Raw genomic sequence first — 20,461 nt, forward strand, 5'->3', positions numbered from 1 at the left:
AACTAAACAGAAGGTGAAAAATAGACTCGATCTACTACTTCTAAATAATTCAGTCTTGGTTGATATCCGATAGTAATAGAATGTCCTTTTTCGGTAATTTCACCCTTTGGAATTGATTTTCTTCCTTCTTTTTGTTCATTCCAATATTGAATCAAAAACCGGCAATCAAATAAGTAGATGTCATCATCAGCTGAAAAGCGCAGGATGACAAAAGAGATTCCGCCATGATCAATAATCTGCTGCATATGATTGATTTGATGTTCATGGAAATTTTTTAAAGGAAAGCTTGTTTTGTTCTTCGTTTCCTTTGCTTCAAAATCAATATATTTTCCTTTATAAACCCCATTATAATCGGTAGTAGATGCGAGTTTGAAATAGGCTTCCTTAATGACGGCCGCCGATCTTTTCGGATATTCTACATTTACGATTTGAACTGGCGTCGGTTTTTTATGGATGACAGCCTTCCCTGTGAGGAGATAGTATTGATTACTTTGATTCAGATCATCTTCTAAAGACATTCCTCGATTGCTGTAAGAAATCTCTTTTTTAGGAACTGAAGATGATTTCTTTTTTGTTTTTATGGCAGAAACGATCTTCTTGCCGTTCGGATAATGAAATGTCCCCATAATTCATCTCCTTCTTTAATAAAGGATGGCTATGGTCATGTTTAATAACAAAGACACATAGCCAAGTTTCTTTACTTTATTAATAGTGATTCAAGTTCATCTTCTTTAAATCCCATAATAACATGATCTTTGCTATCTTCATCGGTTATAACGGTAACCGGTGTTGCAGAAGCGCCTAATGCCACGACTTCCTGCATAAAGTTTTTATTTTTTCGGATATCGCGTTCTTCAAATTCGAAATTATGATCCTTCAGCCACTCTTTTTCAGCAAAACATGGAGGGCACGTTTCCTGTGTATAGATGATGATTTTATGCGCCAATTTGATATGCCTCCTTTTTCCAATTGCATCTTTAATAAAGTTTAGTTTACTCCTTTTTTGTATGTGACACAAATATTTTATTGTTGAGTGGAGAACGATAAAAGTAGATGAAAGAAAGGGGATTTGCAGTGAACGAAAGGCTGGCACATATCATACAAAAAATCAGCAAAGCAACTTATTCACAAAATCGTGATAATATTTCACGTACCGTAAGCTATGCTGACTTTTTTAAACGCAATCCCGAGATAAGATGGGCCATGCTGGCAAGCATGGTATCCAGGAACGCAGGATACAGCATGTGTGACTTAAAAGGGGACTGGTTTCCGAGAATTTTATCGAGAGATACGAGAAAACATCTCTTTTTAACGTATGAAAGAGCAAACTGGCTGATCTTTCAAGATGCCTATCCGCAATTATTGCTATATGAGTATTCTAAAAAAGCAGGTTTACCTCTCTTTCAACTTTTACCTTATTTCCATGTTTCAGCTTTCATGAAGGAGGAGTGGTACCGGTTCTGGGAAGAAAGAGATGTTAATCGATTAGTAACTTCGCTCATAGTAAACGAACAGCATGTCATTGAAGAGCCTGTGTTAAAACACTCTTTTTATAAAAATCGCATCTTTTCAGCTTTGCCATTTATGCTGCAAGATTATATGCATTTTAGCACAGTATTGTTTCCTAGTCTTTCAGGTGAAGTGTACGGACTATCTGTTCATGGATTTAAAAAAGTAAAAAACAGAATCGAAACGGGGAAAATGCTCTATTGGATATTGTTTTACTCTCCTTGGAGTGGTGAACTTTTACAATTTTCCAACCGGATAACCCACACTGGTTCAAGGCATGATTTTGAGAAATTTATCTATCCTGCAAAAAAAAGAGAAACACCACTTTTACGGATGGTGTATCCATGGATTGAACATAGCAGAACTCCAGCAAGAGATTGGAACTTAAAATGGAAGAACACAGAGAGATTTTACAAACCGGTAAAAAAACCGAGTCAAGTGTGTTTAACAGATTGGTATAAGCAAAAGCAAAGACAGTTGAAAATTGGGGTTTTATTAAAAGAATGGGTGCTGCATACATAAAAAAGACGATTCAAATCGAACCGTCTTTTTGAAAGGTCATGTACTTGGCTGATCTGGACCATTCAGTTTCTTATCGCCGTACCCAGTGCTGCGAGAACTCTCTTTTTGATCTTTTGCAGGACCATCTTGATCTTCAAACATTTCTTGATTTTTTTGCTGTTTGCTTTCTCCGCTCATTTTGTGCACCTCCTTATACTTCCGTACGTTGTTAGTTTTACGGATGGGACGACTGAATATACAAACAATCAACAATTAGATGTCGAAATTCAAATGAATTTGGGCAAAACCACTTTCTTTGCCGAATAAAAACTAGTTTTGTCACGTATGAAGGGTTAAAAAGAAAATGAACGAAATTAGTTCTTATTAGAAAACGGGGAGGTATTCACTATGGAAATGGTATTGAAGACCAAAACTGTCTCTGAGGAACTTGGAGTGAATCCAACAACGGTTCAGCGGTGGGTAAGGCATTTCAATATTCAGTGTGATAAGAATGACCATGGCCACTATTTATTTAAACAAGGTGACATAGAGCAGCTAAAAGAAATAAAGGCACAGCTCGACCAAGGACTTTTAATGAGCGATATCCAAATCAGCACGTTCAAAACAGTAGAACATACGATGGGAAATCCTTTAGAGTTTGACGATAAGTTTGAACGATTGGAAGCAGCCATAACTGCGTTAGAGAAGAAAATAGAAGAAAAAGCTGATACAGTGGTATCTTATCAGATGCTGCAGCACGCACGAGAAGTTGAAGATTTAGTGAAAAAGATGGAGCTAATGGAATATAGGCTTCAGGATCTAGAAGTCGCACTCCTCAAAAAGAGTTACCCTGAAGAAACAGAGTATGTGAAACCGAAGCCTAAAAAGAACTGGTTCGTGAGTTTATTTACTTTATAAAAAAATGAAAAAGTGTAAGTCCTTCTATTCTTTGGTACAGTATAAGGAATGGAGGGACTATTTTTATGAGTAATCATTTATATCATATGACGAATCAATTAATAGAAGATATAGAAGAAGCGTTTGATATCTTTAAAAATCAGACGAAGGCGAGAGATACCGAAGCTGATTTTTATAAGGAAATAAAACCTTTTGCTGACAGGATTCACACAAGAGTATCTGAGTGGGAGCCAGCTGCAAGAGAATGGGTAATCGCGAACAAGCCGAAATATTTATATCCGATTCAAATCAAAACTGCTGCAGAAAATATAGGATATTTAGGAGTATATGTTTTTCAAAAAAAAATGAAGGATAAGCGGATCACTGAAATGGTAAAGTCCGTTTTGTACGTATTAAACCAGTTGAAAGATAACGTGAAATAAAATTTCACGTACCGTACATAAAAACTTCTTTTAAAATAAGGGGATTAACAAGATGTTTCATCCATCCGTTTATGATAATCTTAAGGTTGTGCTTGAAGGAGTCGTATATGACTCTGATTTTTCTGGGGAAATAGAAATAATAGATCGAAAAGATATAGTGGATTTTGCTGTAATAGAAAAAAGTATCTCGCTCAGTTTTATCGTTTTAGGAATTAGTGATTCTATTAATGGAAAAATAATTTTAAGTACGAATCTAGAAAAACTGGCAACAGAAAAGCTGCAAGATATTCCTGAAAATGCCGGATGTAATTTATCTATCCAAATCGAAACACCAGTATATGAAATTGAAACTGACTGCAAACAGCTTCAATTGATTTTAAGAAAGTGGACAACAGGAGAAATTAAAGGCAAGATTGAGCAAAAACTTACCTATATATATGGAGAATCAAGAAACGTATTTAATAACACGGTCTCGATAGAGATTGAAAAACCTGTGACAGAAGATGATACTGATCGTTTTTCAGCTGTCCTGGGACATGTTATTGCTTCCATTAAGGAATTCAATCAATATTTTAAGGGGTACAAAAAATGACAACACAGATTAATGATTTTCCGGAATTTATACAAAATGCTTGGAACAAAAGCGGTTTTACTTCATTTACAAACATACAAGAGCGTGCTATTCCTTCCTTGATGGAAAACAAAGATATTGTAATTGAATCTCCAACAGGGACAGGAAAAACAATCGCTTATGGTCTTCCTGCACTTGCAAAGATTGATCCAGAGATTAAGAATGCACAAGTAGTTTTTTTGGCACCTACTAGAGAATTGGCTATGCAGATTTTTGAGGTTTGTCAGAAATTCACTGAAAACAGCGCTATTAGCGGTGCATCACTTATTGGCGGAGCAAACATGCAAAGACAGCTTGATAAATTGAAAAAGAAACCACAGTTTATTGTGGGGACTCCTGGTCGTGTAAAGGAATTGATTCAAAACAAAAAGCTGAAAATGCATGAAGTCAAAACAATCGTTATTGACGAAGCGGATCACATTGTTGAAGCAGGTTTTGGAGGAGATGTAGAACAAGTTATTGGAGCGACGTTAAAAGATAGACAACTTGTGTTTGTATCTGCGACGATTAATAATAAAACGGAAGAATGGTCTAAAAAATTAGCAGCTCAGCCTATTATTATCAAAGCAGAAAAAGAAACTTCTTCAAACAATATTACACATACGTTTATGCTGTCTGAATACCGTGATAAAGTAGATAACCTGCGTAAATTAATTCGCCATACACCCAATATTAAATCCATTGTATTTGTGAATAACTCAATGAAAATGGATGAATTTGCTTCAAAACTTGAATTTAAGAAAATTCAATTGGGCGTTTTAGCTGGAAATTCAACAAAAGATGACCGTAAAAAAGTCTTGACTGATTTTAAACGGGGCAAGATTCCAGTACTGTTAACTACAGACGTAGCAACTCGAGGATTAGATATTCCTGACGTAACCCATGTCGTTCATTTGGAACTTCCTGAGGATGTAAAACAATACGTTCATCGTTCTGGCAGAACAGGACGTATGGGAAAAGAAGGAACAGTTGTTTCGCTGGTAACAAAAGCGGAGTTATCATCTGTTAAAAAATGGACGACAAAATTAAATGTACCTTTACAGAAACAAGTGCTTAAAGAAGGGCAAGTTCTTATTCGTGATGAACAAACAAAGCCAAATAATCAATCACAAGGGAAAAGTAAACTTCAAAATTTAAAGCCAAACTTTAGTAAAAACAAAAAGCGATAAAAAGGATTTTTAACTCGCATTAGAGAATCTTCCTAAAAAGGGGAGATTACATGCAAAGGAATGAATTTTTATATCAGATCAAACCAGTCAGAGACAACTTTATGGATAATCAGACAAAGGCAGAGCAAAAAGCATTAGAAGAGCATTTCTTATATCTGCAAAGTCTATTGAAAAATGGGAAGCTGGTATTGGCAGGTCCTTGTTTGGATGCATCGTTCGGTGTAGTTATCTTGCAAGAAGTTTCAGAGAATGAAGCACATACCATTATGGAAAATGATCCAGCAATTGTAAGTAAGATTATGACAGGGACACTTTTTCCATTCCGTGTTTCGCTATTAAATAAATAGCTCTGTTAATTGGTGTTGTTGATAATCCTTGGAAGTCAGAAAAACGGCCTGTCGAGACACCGCAGGAATACGACGAGGAGGCTTGCGGTTTTTCTATGCTATAACGATGTTTAACAGAGCCAAATAAATAAAAGCATTCAGCCGATGAAGGCTGGATGCTTTTTTAGTGAGAGTCGTTGTAAAGAAACTTATTTTTTAAATAATTGTACCCAGGCTCCTTGGTAATAAGCAACCCCAATAGAATCATAATTTGAACTTAAGATATTTTGTCTGTGCCCAGGACTGTTCATCCAATCTGTCATTACGGCTTGTGGAGAAGCTTGTCCTTTCGCAATGTTTTCGCCAGCGGCTGTGTAATCGATTCCAAAACTTCTCATCATATCAAATGGTGACCCGTATGTTGGTGAATTATGATCGAAGTAATTCTTTTGAATTATATCTTTTGCTTTCACCATTGCGACATTGCTTAATTCAGCATCAAGTGTTAATGGGGCAAGTCCAGCTTTTTGACGTTCTTGATTCACAAGTTGAGAAACTTGTGCCGCATAGCTGCCAACAGAAGATTGTGCGGGTGCTGGAGTTGATTGAGGTAAAGGTGTCGTTTTAGGCGCAGAAGCAGTTGGAACGTCTAAAATTTGACCTGGATAAACCAAATTGATCTGCTTCAATTGCGGGTTAATCTTTTGCATTGCCCATAAACTAACATTTGACGCCGAAGCGATTTTAAATAATGTTTCTCCAGATTTAACTGTATAACTTTTGGATGAAGACGGAACATATACAGTTTGTCCAGGATATATAGTTGAACAAGTTAATAAATTCATGCCTTGAATCGTTTTTGGGCTGACATTATGCTGCTGTGCGATGTTGTAAATAGAATCGCCATTTTTTACAGTGTAAGGTGTTGAAGCATAAGCAGCAGTTCCCATCATAAGAAAAGCAGATATACATAAAGATGCAATTTTTAAACGCATATAATCCCCCGATATACCGTTTCCTTAACGACTTTCACTATTATAATACTCACATAAGTATTATATTGAGACAACTGGGAATCACAGAGAATTTTTGTAAATAAATGTATTGCTTTGTGTGCTTTATGATAAAAGAAAGGGTTTTCATGTCGATTTGTAGAATTACCATACTATGAAGGAAATAGAAAGGACTGAGATTATGAGTATTCATAAAGCTTCGATGGAAGGTAATTTAATAGAGCTAAAAACTATACTTTCGAATAAAGATACACAAGTTAATGAATTGCAAGACGGTTGGTCTCCTTTACATTTAGCTGCTCATTTTGGACACTATGAAGCCGTGGACCTGCTTTTGCAAAATCATGCAGATGTACATGTGAAATCTGAAAATGAAATGACTAATACACCGCTTCATGCTGCCGCAGCAAATAAAAAGAACCGTTCTGAAATGTTGGGGTTACTACTTAAACATGGTGCAAATATAAATGAAAAACAAGGCGGTGGCTGGACCATACTTCACCAAGCCGCGCATCATAATGATCCTGAAATGCTTTTGTTTTATTTAGAGCATGGTGCAGATCCATTTTTAGCAAAAAATGATGGGAAGACAGCATTAGAACTTGCCGAAGATGAAAATTTGGATGAAGCTGCAAACGTCTTGAGAAACTTTACATTAAATAAAATCTAAAATACAGGGCAGCCTGTATTTTTCTTTTTTGTATAATTTGTTATTATAGGAAAGGTAGTTTTTGACGAAGTAAAAGAAGGTGAAGAAAATGCAATATCAAGTGCTGCTTTATTATAGATATGTCAAAATAGAAGATCCTCTAACTTTTAAAGAAGAGCATCTTAATCTATGTAAAGAAATTGGACTGAAAGGTCGAATTCTAGTTGCTGAAGAAGGAATTAACGGAACTGTATCAGGTACAATTGAACAGACAGAACAATATATGAATCATATGAGAAACGATACACGATTTGTTGATACGGTCTTTAAGATTGAAGCTGCAAGTGAACATGCTTTTAAAAAGATGAAAGTAAGGGTTAAACCTGAACTTGTCCATCTAAATTTAGAAGAAGATGTTAACCCAAATGAAACAACCGGTAAACATCTATCTCCAAAAGAATGGATGAAAGCTTTACAGCAAGATGATGTTGTTATTTTGGACGCTCGTAATACGTACGAATATGATTTGGGCCATTTCAAAAATGCGATCCGGCCAGATGTTGAAACTTTCAGAGATTTACCAAAATGGATAAAGGAGAATTTTACTCAATTTAAAGACAAGAAAGTTCTTACTTATTGTACAGGCGGTATACGTTGTGAAAAATTCTCTGGGTTCTTAGTGAAAGAAGGATTTAAAGATGTTTCACAGCTTGAAGGCGGCATCATTAATTATGGTTATGATGAAGAAACAAAGGGAAAATTTTGGGACGGTAAATGCTACGTGTTCGATGAAAGAATTTCTGTATCTGTAAATCGCAGCGGAGACGAAACGGTTGTAGGAAAATGCTGTTATTGCGGTAATCCTGAAGAACGCTATGTGAAATGCGGTAATCCAGAGTGTAATGCACATCTTTTAATGTGCGAAAAATGTGAGAAAGAGCATAAACGTTCATGCAGCAAACAATGCAAAGAACATCCATGGAACCGTTATGTTAAAGAAAACGAAAGTATAAAAGGATGACAATCTGAGCCATCCTTTTGTTTGCAGATATAATAAAAAACGCGCAAAGAATTTCTTATCCTATTTATTGATTTTAAAGTAAAATATAGGATAGGAGAGTGGATAGAAAGATGAAAAAAATCAATTTCATAATTAGTTTCTGCTGTTTAATTACAATCTTTTGTGCATTTTATCAATATTCTTTTATTGAATATTTGGATACTGGGATACGAAGTCTTCTCTTTAACGCGAGAAATGATTTCTTGAATTATGCTGTTTTGGCATTTACACATGTTGGAGATGCAGCTGTGCTGGGGACAATATGTTTACTTGGAACGATCGTATTATTTTTTTATAAAAAATGGATTAACGGTTTTTTATTATTATCCAGTCTTACTGTTACGTTTGGTTTAAATAAACTAATAAAGAACGCTTTTGAGCGGGAACGTCCTCTAGAACATCGATTGTTAGATGAAGATGGATTCAGTTTTCCAAGTGGAAACGCAATGGTAGGAACATCATTTTATTTGTTTGCTGCATTTATACTTTATCAAAAATTTCAAAAACCTTGGATTTTGTGGGTCGGTACCATTTTTCCCTTTTTATTAGGTATTAGCCGGATATATATAGGTGTACACTATCCTTCTGATATTTTGGCTGGGTTTTGTATAGGAGTCTTATGCTGCCTTGGTTTGATCGGAATTTCGACTTTTTATGGTAAAGTGAAGCAAAAATCAGTACAAAACAAAAATACTGCTATATAGATTTTCAATAAAAAGACTAATTTGTTATAATCATAATGTAATGTTTACCGAGAGGGTGCAAAGAAATGCTTCCAATTGTCTTTCCTGAGAACAAGATGGAATACATACCAGCGATTATTACGCTTATCATTTTTACGATATTTGCATGGCGTACTGTCGTTTTCTTCAAAAAACACCATGCAAAAGAATTAAAAGAAGCACAATTACTTGAACAAGATTTGTTAAATATTCATACAGAAAACAAGGACCTTTAACGGTTCTTGTTTTTTTTCTGAAAAAAATTATTTTTCTATGAATAGGTTTTCAAAAATGACTCATACTACATTTAACGGAAAAACAAACATGATTTTCCGTACATATTATCTCCCAAAGGAGGGAAATCGCATGGCACGTAACCAAAGCAACCAAATCGTAGTTCCTGGAGCACAAGGTGCTCTTGATGCAATGAAGCAAGAGATTGCTGCTGAGTTCGGAGTACATCTTGGACCAGACACAACTTCTCGTGCAAACGGATCTGTTGGTGGCGAAATCACTAAACGTCTTGTAGCACAAGCGTTAGGCGGACTTCGTTAATCGGCAACCTCCTTGTAAGAAAAGCCCTTGCTCAAATGAGCTGGGGCTTTTAGTTTGTGAAAATAAAAAAAATACATAAAAGGTAAAAAAAGGTTGATAAAACTAATGGCTTTAGTTATCATAAACTAATAACATTAGTTTATTTTCAAAAGGAGAGGTTTAAGTTATGAAGATTACGAATATAGGGGATCTATATCAATTAACCTTTTTACCACATTTTTTCCCAGTTAATTGTTATTTAGTAGAAGAAAAGAATAGCTTGACTTTAATAGATGCTGCTCTTCCACATAGCAGTAGAGGTATTATAAGAGCTGCACAAAAAATCGGTAAACCTATTACCAAAATTGTCTTAACTCATGCCCATGATGATCATGTGGGTGCACTAGACTCACTTAAAGAACAATTACCGCATGCTTTAGTTTATATTTCAAAACGTGATGCACGTCTAATGGAAGGCGATCGTTCCCTAGATTCACATGAAACTAATACTCCTATAAAGGGTGGGGTATCGAATAAAATTCAAACCCGAGCAGATGTACTGCTTAAAGAGGGGGATAAAATAGGTTCGCTCGAAGCTATTTCCGCTCCGGGCCATACACCGGGCTCGATGGCATTTCATGATCCTCGTACAGGAGTTTTAATTGCAGGTGATGCTTTTCAGACTAGAGGAGGATTTGCTATAGCAGGTCAATTAGTACCATTATTTCCTTTTCCAAAATGGGGGACATGGGATGAAAAAGAGGCAGCTATTACTGCTCGTAAATTATACGATATCAATCCAGTACTCCTTGCTGTAGGACATGGGAAAATGCTAGAAAATCCTCTTCCTCTCATAAAAAAAGCATTAGAAAAGTCCCCTTTTCTAACGACAGATATTAAAGATAAAAGGAGCAGTTAAAGAATGTCGCCTAGAATTGGGCTCGATTCAAAAACTGTCGTAATGACAGCTGCCAAGATTGCAGATGAGCGAGGGGTCGATCAAGTTACATTAGCATCACTTGCCCGGACATTGAAAATTCGAACCCCTTCATTATATAACCATATAGATGGATTAGAGGGGCTTAAGAGAAAATTAGCTATATATGGATTAAAAGAATTGCGTATAAAGCTTCAAAAAAATATTTCAGAAAAAGATAAAGAGGAAACGATTAGGAGTTTGGCAGAAGCCTATATACAATTTGCTAGATCACGTCCTGGTCTTTATGAATTAATATTACCTGCTGCAGATCTCAATGACCCCGATATTCATCAGGAAGGTAAGGCACTTGTTGATATATTAATTGGTGTTTTTCGAGATTATGATCTGAAGGAGGATGCAGCTCTGCATGCTGTTAGGGGTTTTCGAAGTGTACTTCATGGATTTGTATCATTGGAGCAAAAGGGAGGATACGGTCTTCCGCTGGACTTAGACGTGACTCTAAAATTACTAATTAGTTCCTTTATAAAGGGTATACCTGTTTTTCAGCAAAATGATAGCGAATAAAAGAAAGAGAATATTGGAACTGAATTTAAAAGAATATGTAGAAAATAATCAATAATTTTATTTAGAGATAGGGAAAAGGTGTTTAATATGGTAAACGTTTTTACTGAAATTATTATCAACGTTCCGCGAGATAAAGTAGAAGAATATACATCCAATCCAGATAATGCTCCTGAATGGTATGTAAATATTAAATCAGCCGAATGGAGGACAGAAAATCTTATTAGGGTTGGTTCAAAAATCGCGTTTAAAGCAGATTTTTTAGGACGTCAGCTTGCTTACGTTTATGAGATTAAAGAGTACGTTCCTAATGAAAAATTAGTAATGAGAACAGCCGATGGACCATTTCCTATGGAGACGACTTATACTTGGGAAGCTGTTAAAGACAACTCAACTAGAATGACTTTACAAAACAGAGGTGTACCTTCAGGGTTTTCAAAATGGTTTTCCCCAATTATGGTATACATGATGAAATCAGCAAACAAAAAAGATCTAAAAAAATTAAAAGAAATTCTAGAAAGAGACTAATCACATATGGTTAGTGCTCATTTTCTATTTTGTTCTAATAAATATACATTTTATCATGTATAATGAAAGCGTTATCATTTCATTGGGGGATTTGTCCTGATTGGAGAGGTTTGTATGACAGAACAGAAAAAAATAGACAGCAAAGAATCTGAAAAAGGGATCTATACGGATTTTATGAATCAGATGACGTATGGAGAATATTTAAAACTAGACCAGATTTTATCCAGTCAAAAAAGACTATCAGGTCATCATGATGAGATGCTTTTTATCATCATTCATCAAGTGAGTGAGTTATGGATGAAATTGATCTTACATGAAACGCGCTCTGCAATTTCTTCTATTGAAAACGGTAATCTTCATGCTGCATTTAAAATGCTTTCACGTGTGTCTAAAATTCAGTCGCAGATCATTGAATCCTGGGATGTGTTATCTACTTTAACACCTGCAGAGTATATGGAGTTCAGGGATAAATTAGGACAAGCATCTGGATTTCAATCCTATCAATATCGAATGGTTGAATTTGCTTTGGGCTACAAAACACCGCACATTTTAGAAATCTATAAAAAAGATCAGGAGCTTCTTGAGCAGCTTACGGCAGCACTTCATACTCCTAGTTTGTATGATGTATCCATCCAGGCATTAGCGAACGGTGGACTTTTTATTGATGAGGAAGTTCTTAATCGTGATGTGACTAAAAAATACGAATATAACAGCAGCGTTGAATCAGCATGGTTGGAAGTATATAAAAATGTAGACAAATATTGGGACCTTTATGAACTCGCAGAAAAACTTGTAGATATTGAGGACAATCTGCAGCAGTGGCGTTTCCGTCATATGAAAACGGTGGAAAGAATCATCGGTTTTAAAGTGGGAACTGGCGGCTCATCTGGTGTAAATTATTTAAAGAAAGTTCTCGATCAGCGCTTTTTTCCAGAACTTTGGGATCTTAGGACGAGTATATAAAAGTAAGAAGTGAGTGGACACCTTGTTCCACTCTTTTTATTTGACTACACACGTTGCCTACTATATATTAGCTGACGAACAGCACTTAACAAACAATATTTTTAAAGTAAAAGAAATGTATGTTATTCTGTACGATCTGGATGGAATGGATAAAGACTTGGAGAAGCAGCTTGCAGCACCAAAGTGAAGATTAGCAACTATGGAGAAGGAGACTCACACCGATGATTATAATTCATGCAGGATTTCAAGTTATTAAAGAAAATGAAGAAGTATTTTTAGAAGAAAGCTACAAATTGATTGATGCTTCTAGAGAAGAAAGTGGAAATATTTCATACGACTTAATGAAGGATACAGAAAGAAACAATGCTTACTTAATGGTAGAAGTATGGAAGGATCACCAAGCTGTTCAAAACCATAATGAAAGTGAACATCTTACTGGATTTATTAATAAAGTAAAGCCATACTTATCTGCCACTAAGGATGTTAAAATATTTGATGCGAAAATATTAGATAGATAATTAAATATGATTGCAAGGGAAGGTATATATGAATACCTTCTCTTTTTTTGTATAGATACATTTAATAATCATAACGGGAATCGTACTGAATTATCTTTAATATAATTAATAAAATTTTAAAATAGGCATAGCCAAACGCCTAATTTTATTATAAACTGAATTTAATTGATAAAGGTTATCATTCTCTATTAGGAGATTTTTTTTATAAACGTAATTGATAATAATTATTATTTTCAGCTTTTGGAGGATTCGACTATGTTACTTTCAGAGTTAAGCAAAGGGGAAAAGGCTAAAATCGTCGACTTATCATCATTAAGTGAAACGGTAAAACGCCGTCTCTTAGATTTAGGGATTTGTGAGGGTTCTCAAGTGTGTTTACAGTGCAAAATGCCGTTTAAAGGTCCTTGTATGTTAGAAAACTGCGGCCAATCTTTAGGTATCCGTTTACAGGATGCATCATTCATAAAGGTTGAAAGATCATGCTAAATATTGCTTTAATCGGTAATCCGAATACTGGTAAAACATCACTTTTTAATAACCTCACAGGTACATATCAGTATGTCGGGAACTGGAGCGGAGTTACCGTTGAAAAAAAAGTAGGGGTCATTAAAAACAAAAAAGGAAATCTGATTGATTTACCTGGTGTTTATTCCTTAAGTCCTCTTTCTAAAGACGAAGCGGTTGTTTCACAATTCTTTGTAACCGAACAATTTGATGGAATAATTAACATAGTAGATGCCTCCCAAATTGAAAGAAACCTGTTATTAACGATGCAGCTGCTTGAGTTTGGAAAACCTCTCATTATCGGCCTCAATATGACGGATGTAGCAAAACGAAGAGGTATTACAATAGATGAATCGATTCTTTCCGAACTATTACAGGTTCCTGTCGTCCCAGTCATCGCTCGTTCTGGAAAGGGAACAAGCACAATAAATGATTTATTAACAACCAATAACCAAGCTGAATCTTCATTTAAAATCGATTATGGACAACTTGTTGAAGAACGTATTGAAAAAATTACGTCGATGCTTCCTTCTGAACTTTCTATTCCAAAAAGATGGACAGCTATTCAGCTTTTAGAAGGAAATGCAGAGGTCAATAAATTTATTGCTTCTTTTGAGAATACAAGTGAAATCAATCAGATCATTCAAGAAACTAATGAAATTGTAAAAAATGAAGCAGGGGTTCCAAGTCTTCCAAGATGGATTTATTCTGTTAGAAAAGAATTCATTGACCAAGTTATTGCGAAGTCTGTGGTAGCTCAACAAGATCAAAATAAATCATTAACAGAAAAAATCGATAGGGTTGTAACTCATCCTTTCCTTGGGATACCGATATTTTTAGCTACGATGTTTCTCATGTTTAAACTTACATTTGATTGGCTTGGTTTACCGCTGTCTGATCTGTTAGACGGATTCTTGTCGGGTACTTTGACAAACTGGCTCACTAGCGGATTAACTGCCATGCAAGCCTCTGATTTTATTAAAGCCGTCGTACTGGACGGAATTGTGGCTGGAGTCGGCGGGGTTCTCGTATTCGTACCACAAATCTTCATTTTGTTTTTATTAATCTCTTTTCTTGAGGATTCAGGATACATGTCACGGGCTGCACTAGTCATGGACCGAACGATGGAAATGGTAGGTTTAAATGGTAAAGCATTCATACCGATGATAATTGGATTCGGATGCAATGTTCCTGGCGTAATGGCAGCTAGAACGATTGAGCAGCCGAGAGAACGATTATTAACCATTTTGTTAACCCCATTAATGTCTTGTTCAGCGCGGTTGCCAGTTTATGCGCTTTTTGTAGGAGCATTTTTTGCAAAATACCAGGCACTTGTTGTCTTTTCACTTTATGTACTCGGAATTGTTGTTGCTTTAACATTAGCAAAAATTTTTTCCATGACGATTTTAAAAGGAGAATTCTCGATGTTTGTTGTGGAATTACCTCCTTATCGCATGCCTCAGGGCAAAGCTTTATTCCGCAGTACTTGGGATAAAGGGAAAGGATTCATTAAGAAGGCAGGTACATTCATTTTTGGCGGATCAGTAATGATCTGGTTACTATCCTATTCAGGGCCAGGCGGATTTGATGTAAAGATGGACGATAGTTTTCTAGCCATGATCGGCGGAGTTCTCGCCCCGATTCTAGCACCGTTAGGATTTGGTTCATGGCAAGCGGGAGCATCCTTAATTACTGGTTTCTTAGCAAAAGAAGTTGTAGTTTCAGCAATGAACATCATTTATCACGTACCGAATGCAGATTCATTGCAAGCATTGCTTTCAAATGAATTCTCACCGCTGTCTGCGTTCAGCTTTATGGTGTTTGTGCTGTTGTATGTTCCATGTTTAGCAACGGTTGCTACAATCCGTAAAGAAGCAGGATCTGCTAAATGGACGTACTTCTCAGTAGGATATGCACTTGTCATTGCCTATGTATTATCATTAGTAATCTATCAAGTGGGAAGACTCTTAGGGTACTAGAGAAGGAGGACTGACCTATGCTTTTAAATATTCTTTTAGCACTGCTTATTTTTGGATATGCAGGCTGGGCTGTTTTTCGCCATGTGAAAAAAAGCAAGCAAGGAAAATGTGCTGCGTGTTCGCTAGCTAAAAACTGTGAAACAAAGTGTGACTCAATTTCATAGATATTTTATTTAGAAGAGACATGAACTTAAAAGTGTAAAACTTTTGAGTTCATGTCTCTTTTCTGCCTAACCTGAATAAGAGAATGTGTGATTTTGTCATTTTTTTGTAAGTTCGCGAGTTTATTAAAAAATCCGTTAGATTATGAGTAAAGACCGTACGTTTATTCAAATAGCCATTCAAGCTCCTCGTAGATTCCTTGCAGGACACAGTGATCATCCGGGAAAACTATTCGTACAATCCGTTAAGTGGGACATGTAATTGTTAATTGTAATAAAATTACATGAAAACATAGAAAAAACTCTGAAAAAACCAAAAAACTGTGCCTTTTTGATCGGATCCTTTTTATGAGAATTATATTCTGGCACTTAAATTCGATCAAAAGAAACGAGAGAAGGTTTGAAATGATTTATATAAAAATTAATAGAAAAAAGGCTGATCACAAGTAGCGATCAGCCTTTTTTTTCTAGATTATATAAAGACCTAGCAAATTACATAGCTGATTGTCCGTTATCATAGTTTAACTGCCACATGATACCGAATTTATCTGTGACCTGTCCATAAAGCGGGCTCCAAAATGTTTCTTGAAGCTCCATGTCCACTTTGCCGCCTTCTTTTAATCTGCTATAAACTGATTTGATATGATCCATATTACTATTCACATAAGCTAGCGTTATGTTGTTTCCTTCTGTAAAAGGCATTCCTGGCATTGTGTCAGAAAACATAACATTGCTTCCATCGATATTAAGTCTCGTGTGCATCACTAAATCTTTTGCTTCTTCTGGAAGTGGATATTCCGGGTGAGGAGGTGCTTCACCAAAAGTCATGATTTTCGGTGCTTCAGTTTCAAAGACATGTGCATAAAATTCGACTGCATCACGGCAATTCCCGTTAAAATTAATATAAACATCAACTGACATTCGTTTCACTCCCATGGTTTTATTAAATAATTTTTTTCATATTTACATAGTACCATCACGTTGTACAATTTTTCCATTATATTTTTGCAGTGATGACGTCTAAGATATTTTCAACTGAAACTATAAACCAACATACTGAATTTTATGGGGCTTGAACATTCAGTTTAAGTCCCTATTTCATTGCGAACAAATATTCGTTACAATGAAGGTGAGGTGAGAAGCATGTTTCAAAAAAAATCCATTCAACAAGTTATGGATGTCTTGCGAGAGCCTGATGTTTCAAAACAAATCGTGCACTGGAAAACGATCGAACCGAGAGAATCAGTTTCCGTTCCTCTGCCAGCTTCATTGCATACTAATATACAATCCGCTCTCAATAAAAGAGGGATTTCTTCTTTATATATTCATCAGCTTTCTGCTTTTGAAACTGCACAAAGAAGTGAGAACTTTGTAGCCGTAACACCAACGGCATCTGGTAAAACACTTTGCTATAATCTGCCTGTATTACAAGAGGTAGCAAACAATCCTGAATCTAGAGCTCTTTATCTTTTCCCTACCAAAGCGCTCGCTCAAGATCAGAAGGCAGAAATGAATGAACTGATCGATGAAATGGGATTGGATATAAAAAGTTATACGTATGACGGGGATACCCCCGCGAACATACGACAAGTGGTAAGAAAAGCTGGAAACATCGTGATGACAAATCCGGATATGCTTCATGCAGCTGTTCTTCCACATCACACAAAATGGGTAGCTCTATTTGAGAATTTAAAGTATGTAGTTATCGATGAACTTCATACATATAGAGGTGTTTTCGGCAGCCATGTAGCAAATGTGATCAGACGCTTAAAACGGATATGCAACTTTTACGGGAGTGATCCGGTTTTCATTTGTACTTCTGCAACCATAGCTAATCCGAAAGAACTTGCTGAACAGCTTACAGGTAATCCGATGACTTTAATTAATAACAACGGTGCACCTGCTGGCCGTAAGCATTTTCTTTTTTATAATCCGCCAGTTGTCAATGTTCCTTTAAATGTTAGGCGAAGTGCAACACTCGAAGCACGTAACTTAGCGAAACTCTTTTTAGAAAACCATATTCAAACGATTGTTTTTGCAAGAAGCCGTGTAAGAGTTGAAATTTTACTTACTTATCTGCAAGAGCTAGTCAAAAAAGAATTCGGTACTAAGTCTATTCAAGGATATCGCGGCGGTTATTTGCCAAAACAAAGACGAGCAATTGAAAAAGGACTGCGTAATGGAGAAATTATGGGTGTAGTATCTACAAATGCTTTAGAGCTTGGTGTAGATATCGGTCAGCTTCATGCTTGTATATTAACTGGTTATCCAGGTTCGATTGCAAGTGCTTGGCAACAAGCTGGAAGAGCAGGGAGAAGGCAGGATGAAAGTGTTGTTATTATGGTAGCATCATCTTCACCTCTTGATCAGTACGTGATCCAGAACCCTGCTTACTTTTTCAATCAATCGCCAGAATCTGCTCGAATTAATCCAGATAACCTCATTATTCTCGTCGATCATCTGAAATGTGCAGCTTACGAATTGCCTTTTAAAGAAGGTGATATGTTTGGTAATCAAGAAATTGCAGACGTATTAGAGTTTCTTGTTGATGAGCAAGTGCTCCATAAAAGAGGAAAAAGTTTCTTTTGGATGAACGATTCGTTTCCCGCTCACAATATTAGCTTACGATCCGCTTCACAGGAAAACGTGGTCATTGTTGATCAAACCAATGTGGCCGATAACCGCGTAATTGGAGAGATGGATCGGTTCAGTTCGATGACTTTATTGCATGAAGAAGCGATTTATTTGCATCAAGGTACTCAGTATCAAGTAGAGAAGTTTGATTATGAAGAGAAAAAAGCATTTGTTCGTGAAGTTGATGTAGATTATTTTACAGATGCAAATCTAGCTGTTTCTTTGAATGTACTCGAAACTGATAAAGAAACGGTAGATGAACAAAATTCGAAAGCATATGGTGACGTTATGGTAGTTGCCAAAGCGACGATATTCAAAAAAATAAAATTCGAAACACATGAAAATATCGGATCAGGTCCGATTCATTTGCCAGAAGAAGAACTGCATACTTCTGCAACATGGCTGACATTTGATAAGCAAGATCTAACAGAAGAAAAGTTAGAAGCAGGATTGCTCGGAATCGCTCATATTATGCGTCATGTTGCTCCATTGTTTGTCATGTGTGATTCAAATGACTTGCATGTTGTACCGCAAGTTAAAGCCGTCCATTCAGAAAAGCCAACGATTTTTATATACGACCGTTATCCAGGAGGTATCGGATTGAGTGAAAAAGTATATGACGCATGGGACACAGTTCTTGAACAGGCACAATCCATAATTGAAAAATGCCCATGTGAAAAAGGCTGTCCATCTTGTACGGGGACTTTAGAAGAGGGTAACAAAAGTAAAGAACTTGCTGTGAAATTAATTCAACAAATAAAAGGAGTCAAACATCATCATGTCGATTCAAAATAAGCTGAACCGGCTAAAAAAACATATGGTCAATACTTCGTCGACACGTCCTGTACCTTTGACTCCAAATGACGACAAACCAAAGAAATCAATCGAAAACGGAGATTACTGGGAGAAATTTGGCGCTTCTCCCTACTTTTTTGAAGATGATTATTGCATCGTTCGAAAAGTAAAGTACCCGCTTGATTATTTGTGGGGAAGATATCGGTTTTCCGAATTGAATAATGCAGTTTGCAAATGGAAGGACGTTAATGCGAATCATCCGCTTCATGCGAATGATTTGCAGGCCTCTGACCTGTTGTTTTTCGACACAGAAACAACAGGTCTAAATGGTGGTGCGGGAAACACGATCTTTATGTTAGGAATGAGTCAGATCAAAGAGGATCAGGTTATCGTTCATCAGTTTTTCCTGCCTGGACCAGGGTCTGAGGTTGCACTGTATCATTATTTCTTAAATCATGTAAAAGAATTAAAAAACCTTGTAACATACAATGGGAAATCCTTTGATTGGCCGCAAGTCAAAACGAGGCATACTTTGATTCGGAATTTCGTACCTTCCTTGCCTGAGTTTGGTCATTTTGACCTTCTGCACGGTGCTCGCAGACTATGGAAGGATACATTGCCAGAAGTAAAGCTTTCAGTTGTCGAAAGAGAAATATTAGGTGTGGATCGAATACATGATACTCCAGGATACCTTGCTCCAATGCTCTATTTTCAATATTGCAATGAAGGAGATCCATCATTGCTAGAAGGTGTGTTTCGACATAATGAGTGGGATGTTCTGAGTTTGATCACTCTATATACACACATGTCGAAAACGATTCAAGGAAGTCAAATCCGATCAGAGCGTGAAAAATTTGCGATAGCCAAATGGTATGAAGCGCTGAAAGAGAAAGAAAAAGCAATTGAAATGTACACTGAGGTTTTGGAAACGGGAACAAAACTCGTCAGCCAATCAAAAAAAGCATTAGCTAAACTCTACAAAAAACAAGGAAAAATCAGTCTCGCCGTGCATTTATGGCTTGAGCTTGAATCTGATAATTCCTTGGATGAGGAACCTGCTTTGGAGCTATCGAAATATTTTGAGCATACAGTTAAAGATTATGAGGAAGCATTAAAATACGCAGATCGTGCATTTATAATCTGGAAAAGTAAAAAAAGACTTTTAAAAAAGAAAGAAGAACAGGAATTGACTGCTTTTGCAAAAAGAATCGAACGATTAGAACAGCGGATTATCCATTATTCGTAAAAATCCGTCATTTTTATGAATTTATTCAAAATATCTCTTCTCAATTGACCGTGTTTTTTGTAGAATAAGAGAGGATGAGAAAAGCTTTTTTAGAAAATAAATTTCCTCTCTTTTTTTATTCCCCGGGTAAGCGCAAAATACGCCAAAATTCCTTATTTTCCAACGTGTTTTCCGCCAA

The 20,461-nt window shown here is 36.3% G+C and carries 27 protein-coding genes; 22 read left to right on the plus strand and 5 right to left on the minus strand.

All coding sequences use genetic code 11. From position 1 onward, the window contains the following. Positions 1 to 2: 2 nt before the first annotated feature. Both recU and RGB74_RS08890 read right to left on the minus strand, forming a co-directional pair. Complete coding sequence (gene recU / locus RGB74_RS08885) at positions 3 to 626, minus strand: Holliday junction resolvase RecU (RefSeq protein ID WP_310762626.1); 624 nt, start codon at positions 624 to 626, stop codon at positions 3 to 5. Between the two features lie 71 nt (positions 627 to 697). Then, positions 698 to 946, minus strand: coding sequence for a glutaredoxin family protein (locus RGB74_RS08890; protein WP_310762627.1), 249 nt, complete (start codon positions 944 to 946; stop codon positions 698 to 700). A gap of 128 nt (positions 947 to 1,074) precedes the next feature. On the opposite strand from RGB74_RS08890, the gene RGB74_RS08895 reads away from it, so the two are divergent. Further along, entirely contained in the window at positions 1,075 to 2,031 is a 957-nt protein-coding gene (locus tag RGB74_RS08895; RefSeq protein ID WP_310762628.1) for a DUF2515 family protein, read from the plus strand. Between the two features lie 36 nt (positions 2,032 to 2,067). On the opposite strand, the gene RGB74_RS08900 is transcribed toward RGB74_RS08895, so the two are convergent. After that, complete coding sequence (locus tag RGB74_RS08900; protein ID WP_310762629.1) at positions 2,068 to 2,208, minus strand: hypothetical protein; 141 nt, start codon at positions 2,206 to 2,208, stop codon at positions 2,068 to 2,070. Between the two features lie 210 nt (positions 2,209 to 2,418). Between RGB74_RS08900 and RGB74_RS08905 the strand changes: the two genes are divergently transcribed. The 5 genes from RGB74_RS08905 to RGB74_RS08925 all read left to right on the plus strand — a co-directional run bounded on the left by RGB74_RS08905 (position 2,419) and on the right by RGB74_RS08925 (position 5,497). Next, complete coding sequence (locus tag RGB74_RS08905; RefSeq protein WP_310762630.1) at positions 2,419 to 2,928, plus strand: MerR family transcriptional regulator; 510 nt, start codon at positions 2,419 to 2,421, stop codon at positions 2,926 to 2,928. Positions 2,929 to 2,993: 65 nt separating this feature from the next. Further along, positions 2,994 to 3,350: a YppE family protein gene (locus RGB74_RS08910; RefSeq protein ID WP_310762631.1), complete on the plus strand. Its 357-nt coding sequence runs from the start codon at positions 2,994 to 2,996 to the stop codon at positions 3,348 to 3,350. Between the two features lie 52 nt (positions 3,351 to 3,402). Then, positions 3,403 to 3,942, plus strand: a complete 540-nt coding sequence (locus tag RGB74_RS08915; RefSeq protein WP_310762632.1) for a hypothetical protein — start codon at positions 3,403 to 3,405, stop codon at positions 3,940 to 3,942. Further along, positions 3,939 to 5,150: a DEAD/DEAH box helicase gene (locus tag RGB74_RS08920; RefSeq protein ID WP_310762633.1), complete on the plus strand. Its 1,212-nt coding sequence runs from the start codon at positions 3,939 to 3,941 to the stop codon at positions 5,148 to 5,150. Before RGB74_RS08915 ends, RGB74_RS08920 begins: the two co-directional genes overlap by 4 nt. 50 nt (positions 5,151 to 5,200) lie before the next feature. Then, on the plus strand, positions 5,201 to 5,497 hold the full coding sequence (locus RGB74_RS08925; protein WP_310762634.1) for a YciI family protein: 297 nt from the start codon (positions 5,201 to 5,203) through the stop codon (positions 5,495 to 5,497). A gap of 188 nt (positions 5,498 to 5,685) precedes the next feature. Here RGB74_RS08925 and RGB74_RS08930 read toward each other — a convergent pair whose 3' ends face one another. Further along, complete coding sequence (locus RGB74_RS08930) at positions 5,686 to 6,471, minus strand: LysM peptidoglycan-binding domain-containing protein (protein WP_310762635.1); 786 nt, start codon at positions 6,469 to 6,471, stop codon at positions 5,686 to 5,688. 199 nt (positions 6,472 to 6,670) lie between these two features. Here RGB74_RS08930 and RGB74_RS08935 point away from each other — a divergent pair, with 199 nt between their 5' ends. The 14 genes from RGB74_RS08935 to RGB74_RS09000 all read left to right on the plus strand — a co-directional run bounded on the left by RGB74_RS08935 (position 6,671) and on the right by RGB74_RS09000 (position 15,611). Beyond that, on the plus strand, positions 6,671 to 7,159 hold the full coding sequence (locus tag RGB74_RS08935) for an ankyrin repeat domain-containing protein (RefSeq protein ID WP_310762636.1): 489 nt from the start codon (positions 6,671 to 6,673) through the stop codon (positions 7,157 to 7,159). 88 nt (positions 7,160 to 7,247) lie between these two features. Beyond that, positions 7,248 to 8,159: an oxygen-dependent tRNA uridine(34) hydroxylase TrhO gene (locus RGB74_RS08940; protein ID WP_310762637.1), complete on the plus strand. Its 912-nt coding sequence runs from the start codon at positions 7,248 to 7,250 to the stop codon at positions 8,157 to 8,159. Positions 8,160 to 8,269: 110 nt separating this feature from the next. Next, the gene (locus tag RGB74_RS08945) at positions 8,270 to 8,902 is read left to right on the plus strand and encodes a phosphatase PAP2 family protein (RefSeq protein ID WP_310762638.1); all 633 of its coding nucleotides are present in this window, start codon (positions 8,270 to 8,272) and stop codon (positions 8,900 to 8,902) included. Positions 8,903 to 8,967: 65 nt separating this feature from the next. Further along, the gene (locus RGB74_RS08950; RefSeq protein ID WP_310762639.1) at positions 8,968 to 9,156 is read left to right on the plus strand and encodes a hypothetical protein; all 189 of its coding nucleotides are present in this window, start codon (positions 8,968 to 8,970) and stop codon (positions 9,154 to 9,156) included. Positions 9,157 to 9,286: 130 nt separating this feature from the next. Further along, complete coding sequence (locus RGB74_RS08955; RefSeq protein ID WP_066290324.1) at positions 9,287 to 9,475, plus strand: alpha/beta-type small acid-soluble spore protein; 189 nt, start codon at positions 9,287 to 9,289, stop codon at positions 9,473 to 9,475. Between the two features lie 166 nt (positions 9,476 to 9,641). After that, entirely contained in the window at positions 9,642 to 10,373 is a 732-nt protein-coding gene (locus tag RGB74_RS08960; RefSeq protein WP_310762640.1) for an MBL fold metallo-hydrolase, read from the plus strand. 3 nt (positions 10,374 to 10,376) lie between these two features. Further along, positions 10,377 to 10,958: a TetR-like C-terminal domain-containing protein gene (locus RGB74_RS08965; RefSeq protein ID WP_310762641.1), complete on the plus strand. Its 582-nt coding sequence runs from the start codon at positions 10,377 to 10,379 to the stop codon at positions 10,956 to 10,958. A gap of 87 nt (positions 10,959 to 11,045) precedes the next feature. Continuing rightward, a complete protein-coding gene (locus RGB74_RS08970) occupies positions 11,046 to 11,483 on the plus strand; it encodes an SRPBCC family protein (protein ID WP_310762642.1) in 438 nt (145 codons plus the stop codon). Positions 11,484 to 11,597: 114 nt separating this feature from the next. Continuing rightward, positions 11,598 to 12,446, plus strand: coding sequence for a tryptophan 2,3-dioxygenase (gene kynA, locus RGB74_RS08975; RefSeq protein ID WP_310762643.1), 849 nt, complete (start codon positions 11,598 to 11,600; stop codon positions 12,444 to 12,446). Positions 12,447 to 12,468: 22 nt separating this feature from the next. Beyond that, on the plus strand, positions 12,469 to 12,633 hold the full coding sequence (locus tag RGB74_RS08980; protein WP_310762644.1) for a hypothetical protein: 165 nt from the start codon (positions 12,469 to 12,471) through the stop codon (positions 12,631 to 12,633). A 34-nt stretch (positions 12,634 to 12,667) separates the two neighbouring features. Next, positions 12,668 to 12,964 carry a putative quinol monooxygenase gene (locus tag RGB74_RS08985; RefSeq protein ID WP_310762645.1) on the plus strand — a complete coding sequence of 99 codons (297 nt, stop codon included), beginning with the start codon at positions 12,668 to 12,670 and terminating at the stop codon, positions 12,962 to 12,964. Between the two features lie 255 nt (positions 12,965 to 13,219). Then, the gene (locus RGB74_RS08990; RefSeq protein ID WP_310762646.1) at positions 13,220 to 13,450 is read left to right on the plus strand and encodes a FeoA family protein; all 231 of its coding nucleotides are present in this window, start codon (positions 13,220 to 13,222) and stop codon (positions 13,448 to 13,450) included. Further along, entirely contained in the window at positions 13,444 to 15,447 is a 2,004-nt protein-coding gene (gene feoB / locus RGB74_RS08995; RefSeq protein ID WP_310762647.1) for a ferrous iron transport protein B, read from the plus strand. The genes RGB74_RS08990 and feoB overlap by 7 nt, the downstream gene beginning before the upstream one ends. Positions 15,448 to 15,464: 17 nt before the next feature. After that, positions 15,465 to 15,611 carry a FeoB-associated Cys-rich membrane protein gene (locus tag RGB74_RS09000; RefSeq protein WP_310762649.1) on the plus strand — a complete coding sequence of 49 codons (147 nt, stop codon included), beginning with the start codon at positions 15,465 to 15,467 and terminating at the stop codon, positions 15,609 to 15,611. A 489-nt stretch (positions 15,612 to 16,100) separates the two neighbouring features. Here RGB74_RS09000 and RGB74_RS09005 read toward each other — a convergent pair whose 3' ends face one another. Next, positions 16,101 to 16,529, minus strand: a complete 429-nt coding sequence (locus RGB74_RS09005) for a VOC family protein (protein ID WP_310762651.1) — start codon at positions 16,527 to 16,529, stop codon at positions 16,101 to 16,103. Between the two features lie 222 nt (positions 16,530 to 16,751). On the opposite strand from RGB74_RS09005, the gene RGB74_RS09010 reads away from it, so the two are divergent. Next, complete coding sequence (locus RGB74_RS09010; RefSeq protein ID WP_310762652.1) at positions 16,752 to 19,037, plus strand: DEAD/DEAH box helicase; 2,286 nt, start codon at positions 16,752 to 16,754, stop codon at positions 19,035 to 19,037. Next, positions 19,021 to 20,283 carry a ribonuclease H-like domain-containing protein gene (locus RGB74_RS09015; protein ID WP_310762653.1) on the plus strand — a complete coding sequence of 421 codons (1,263 nt, stop codon included), beginning with the start codon at positions 19,021 to 19,023 and terminating at the stop codon, positions 20,281 to 20,283. The genes RGB74_RS09010 and RGB74_RS09015 overlap by 17 nt, the downstream gene beginning before the upstream one ends. The last annotated feature ends 178 nt before the right edge of the window (positions 20,284 to 20,461 follow it).

The organism is Bacillus sp. NEB1478 (assembly GCF_031582965.1).
Lineage (GTDB): Bacteria > Bacillota > Bacilli > Bacillales > Fictibacillaceae > Fictibacillus.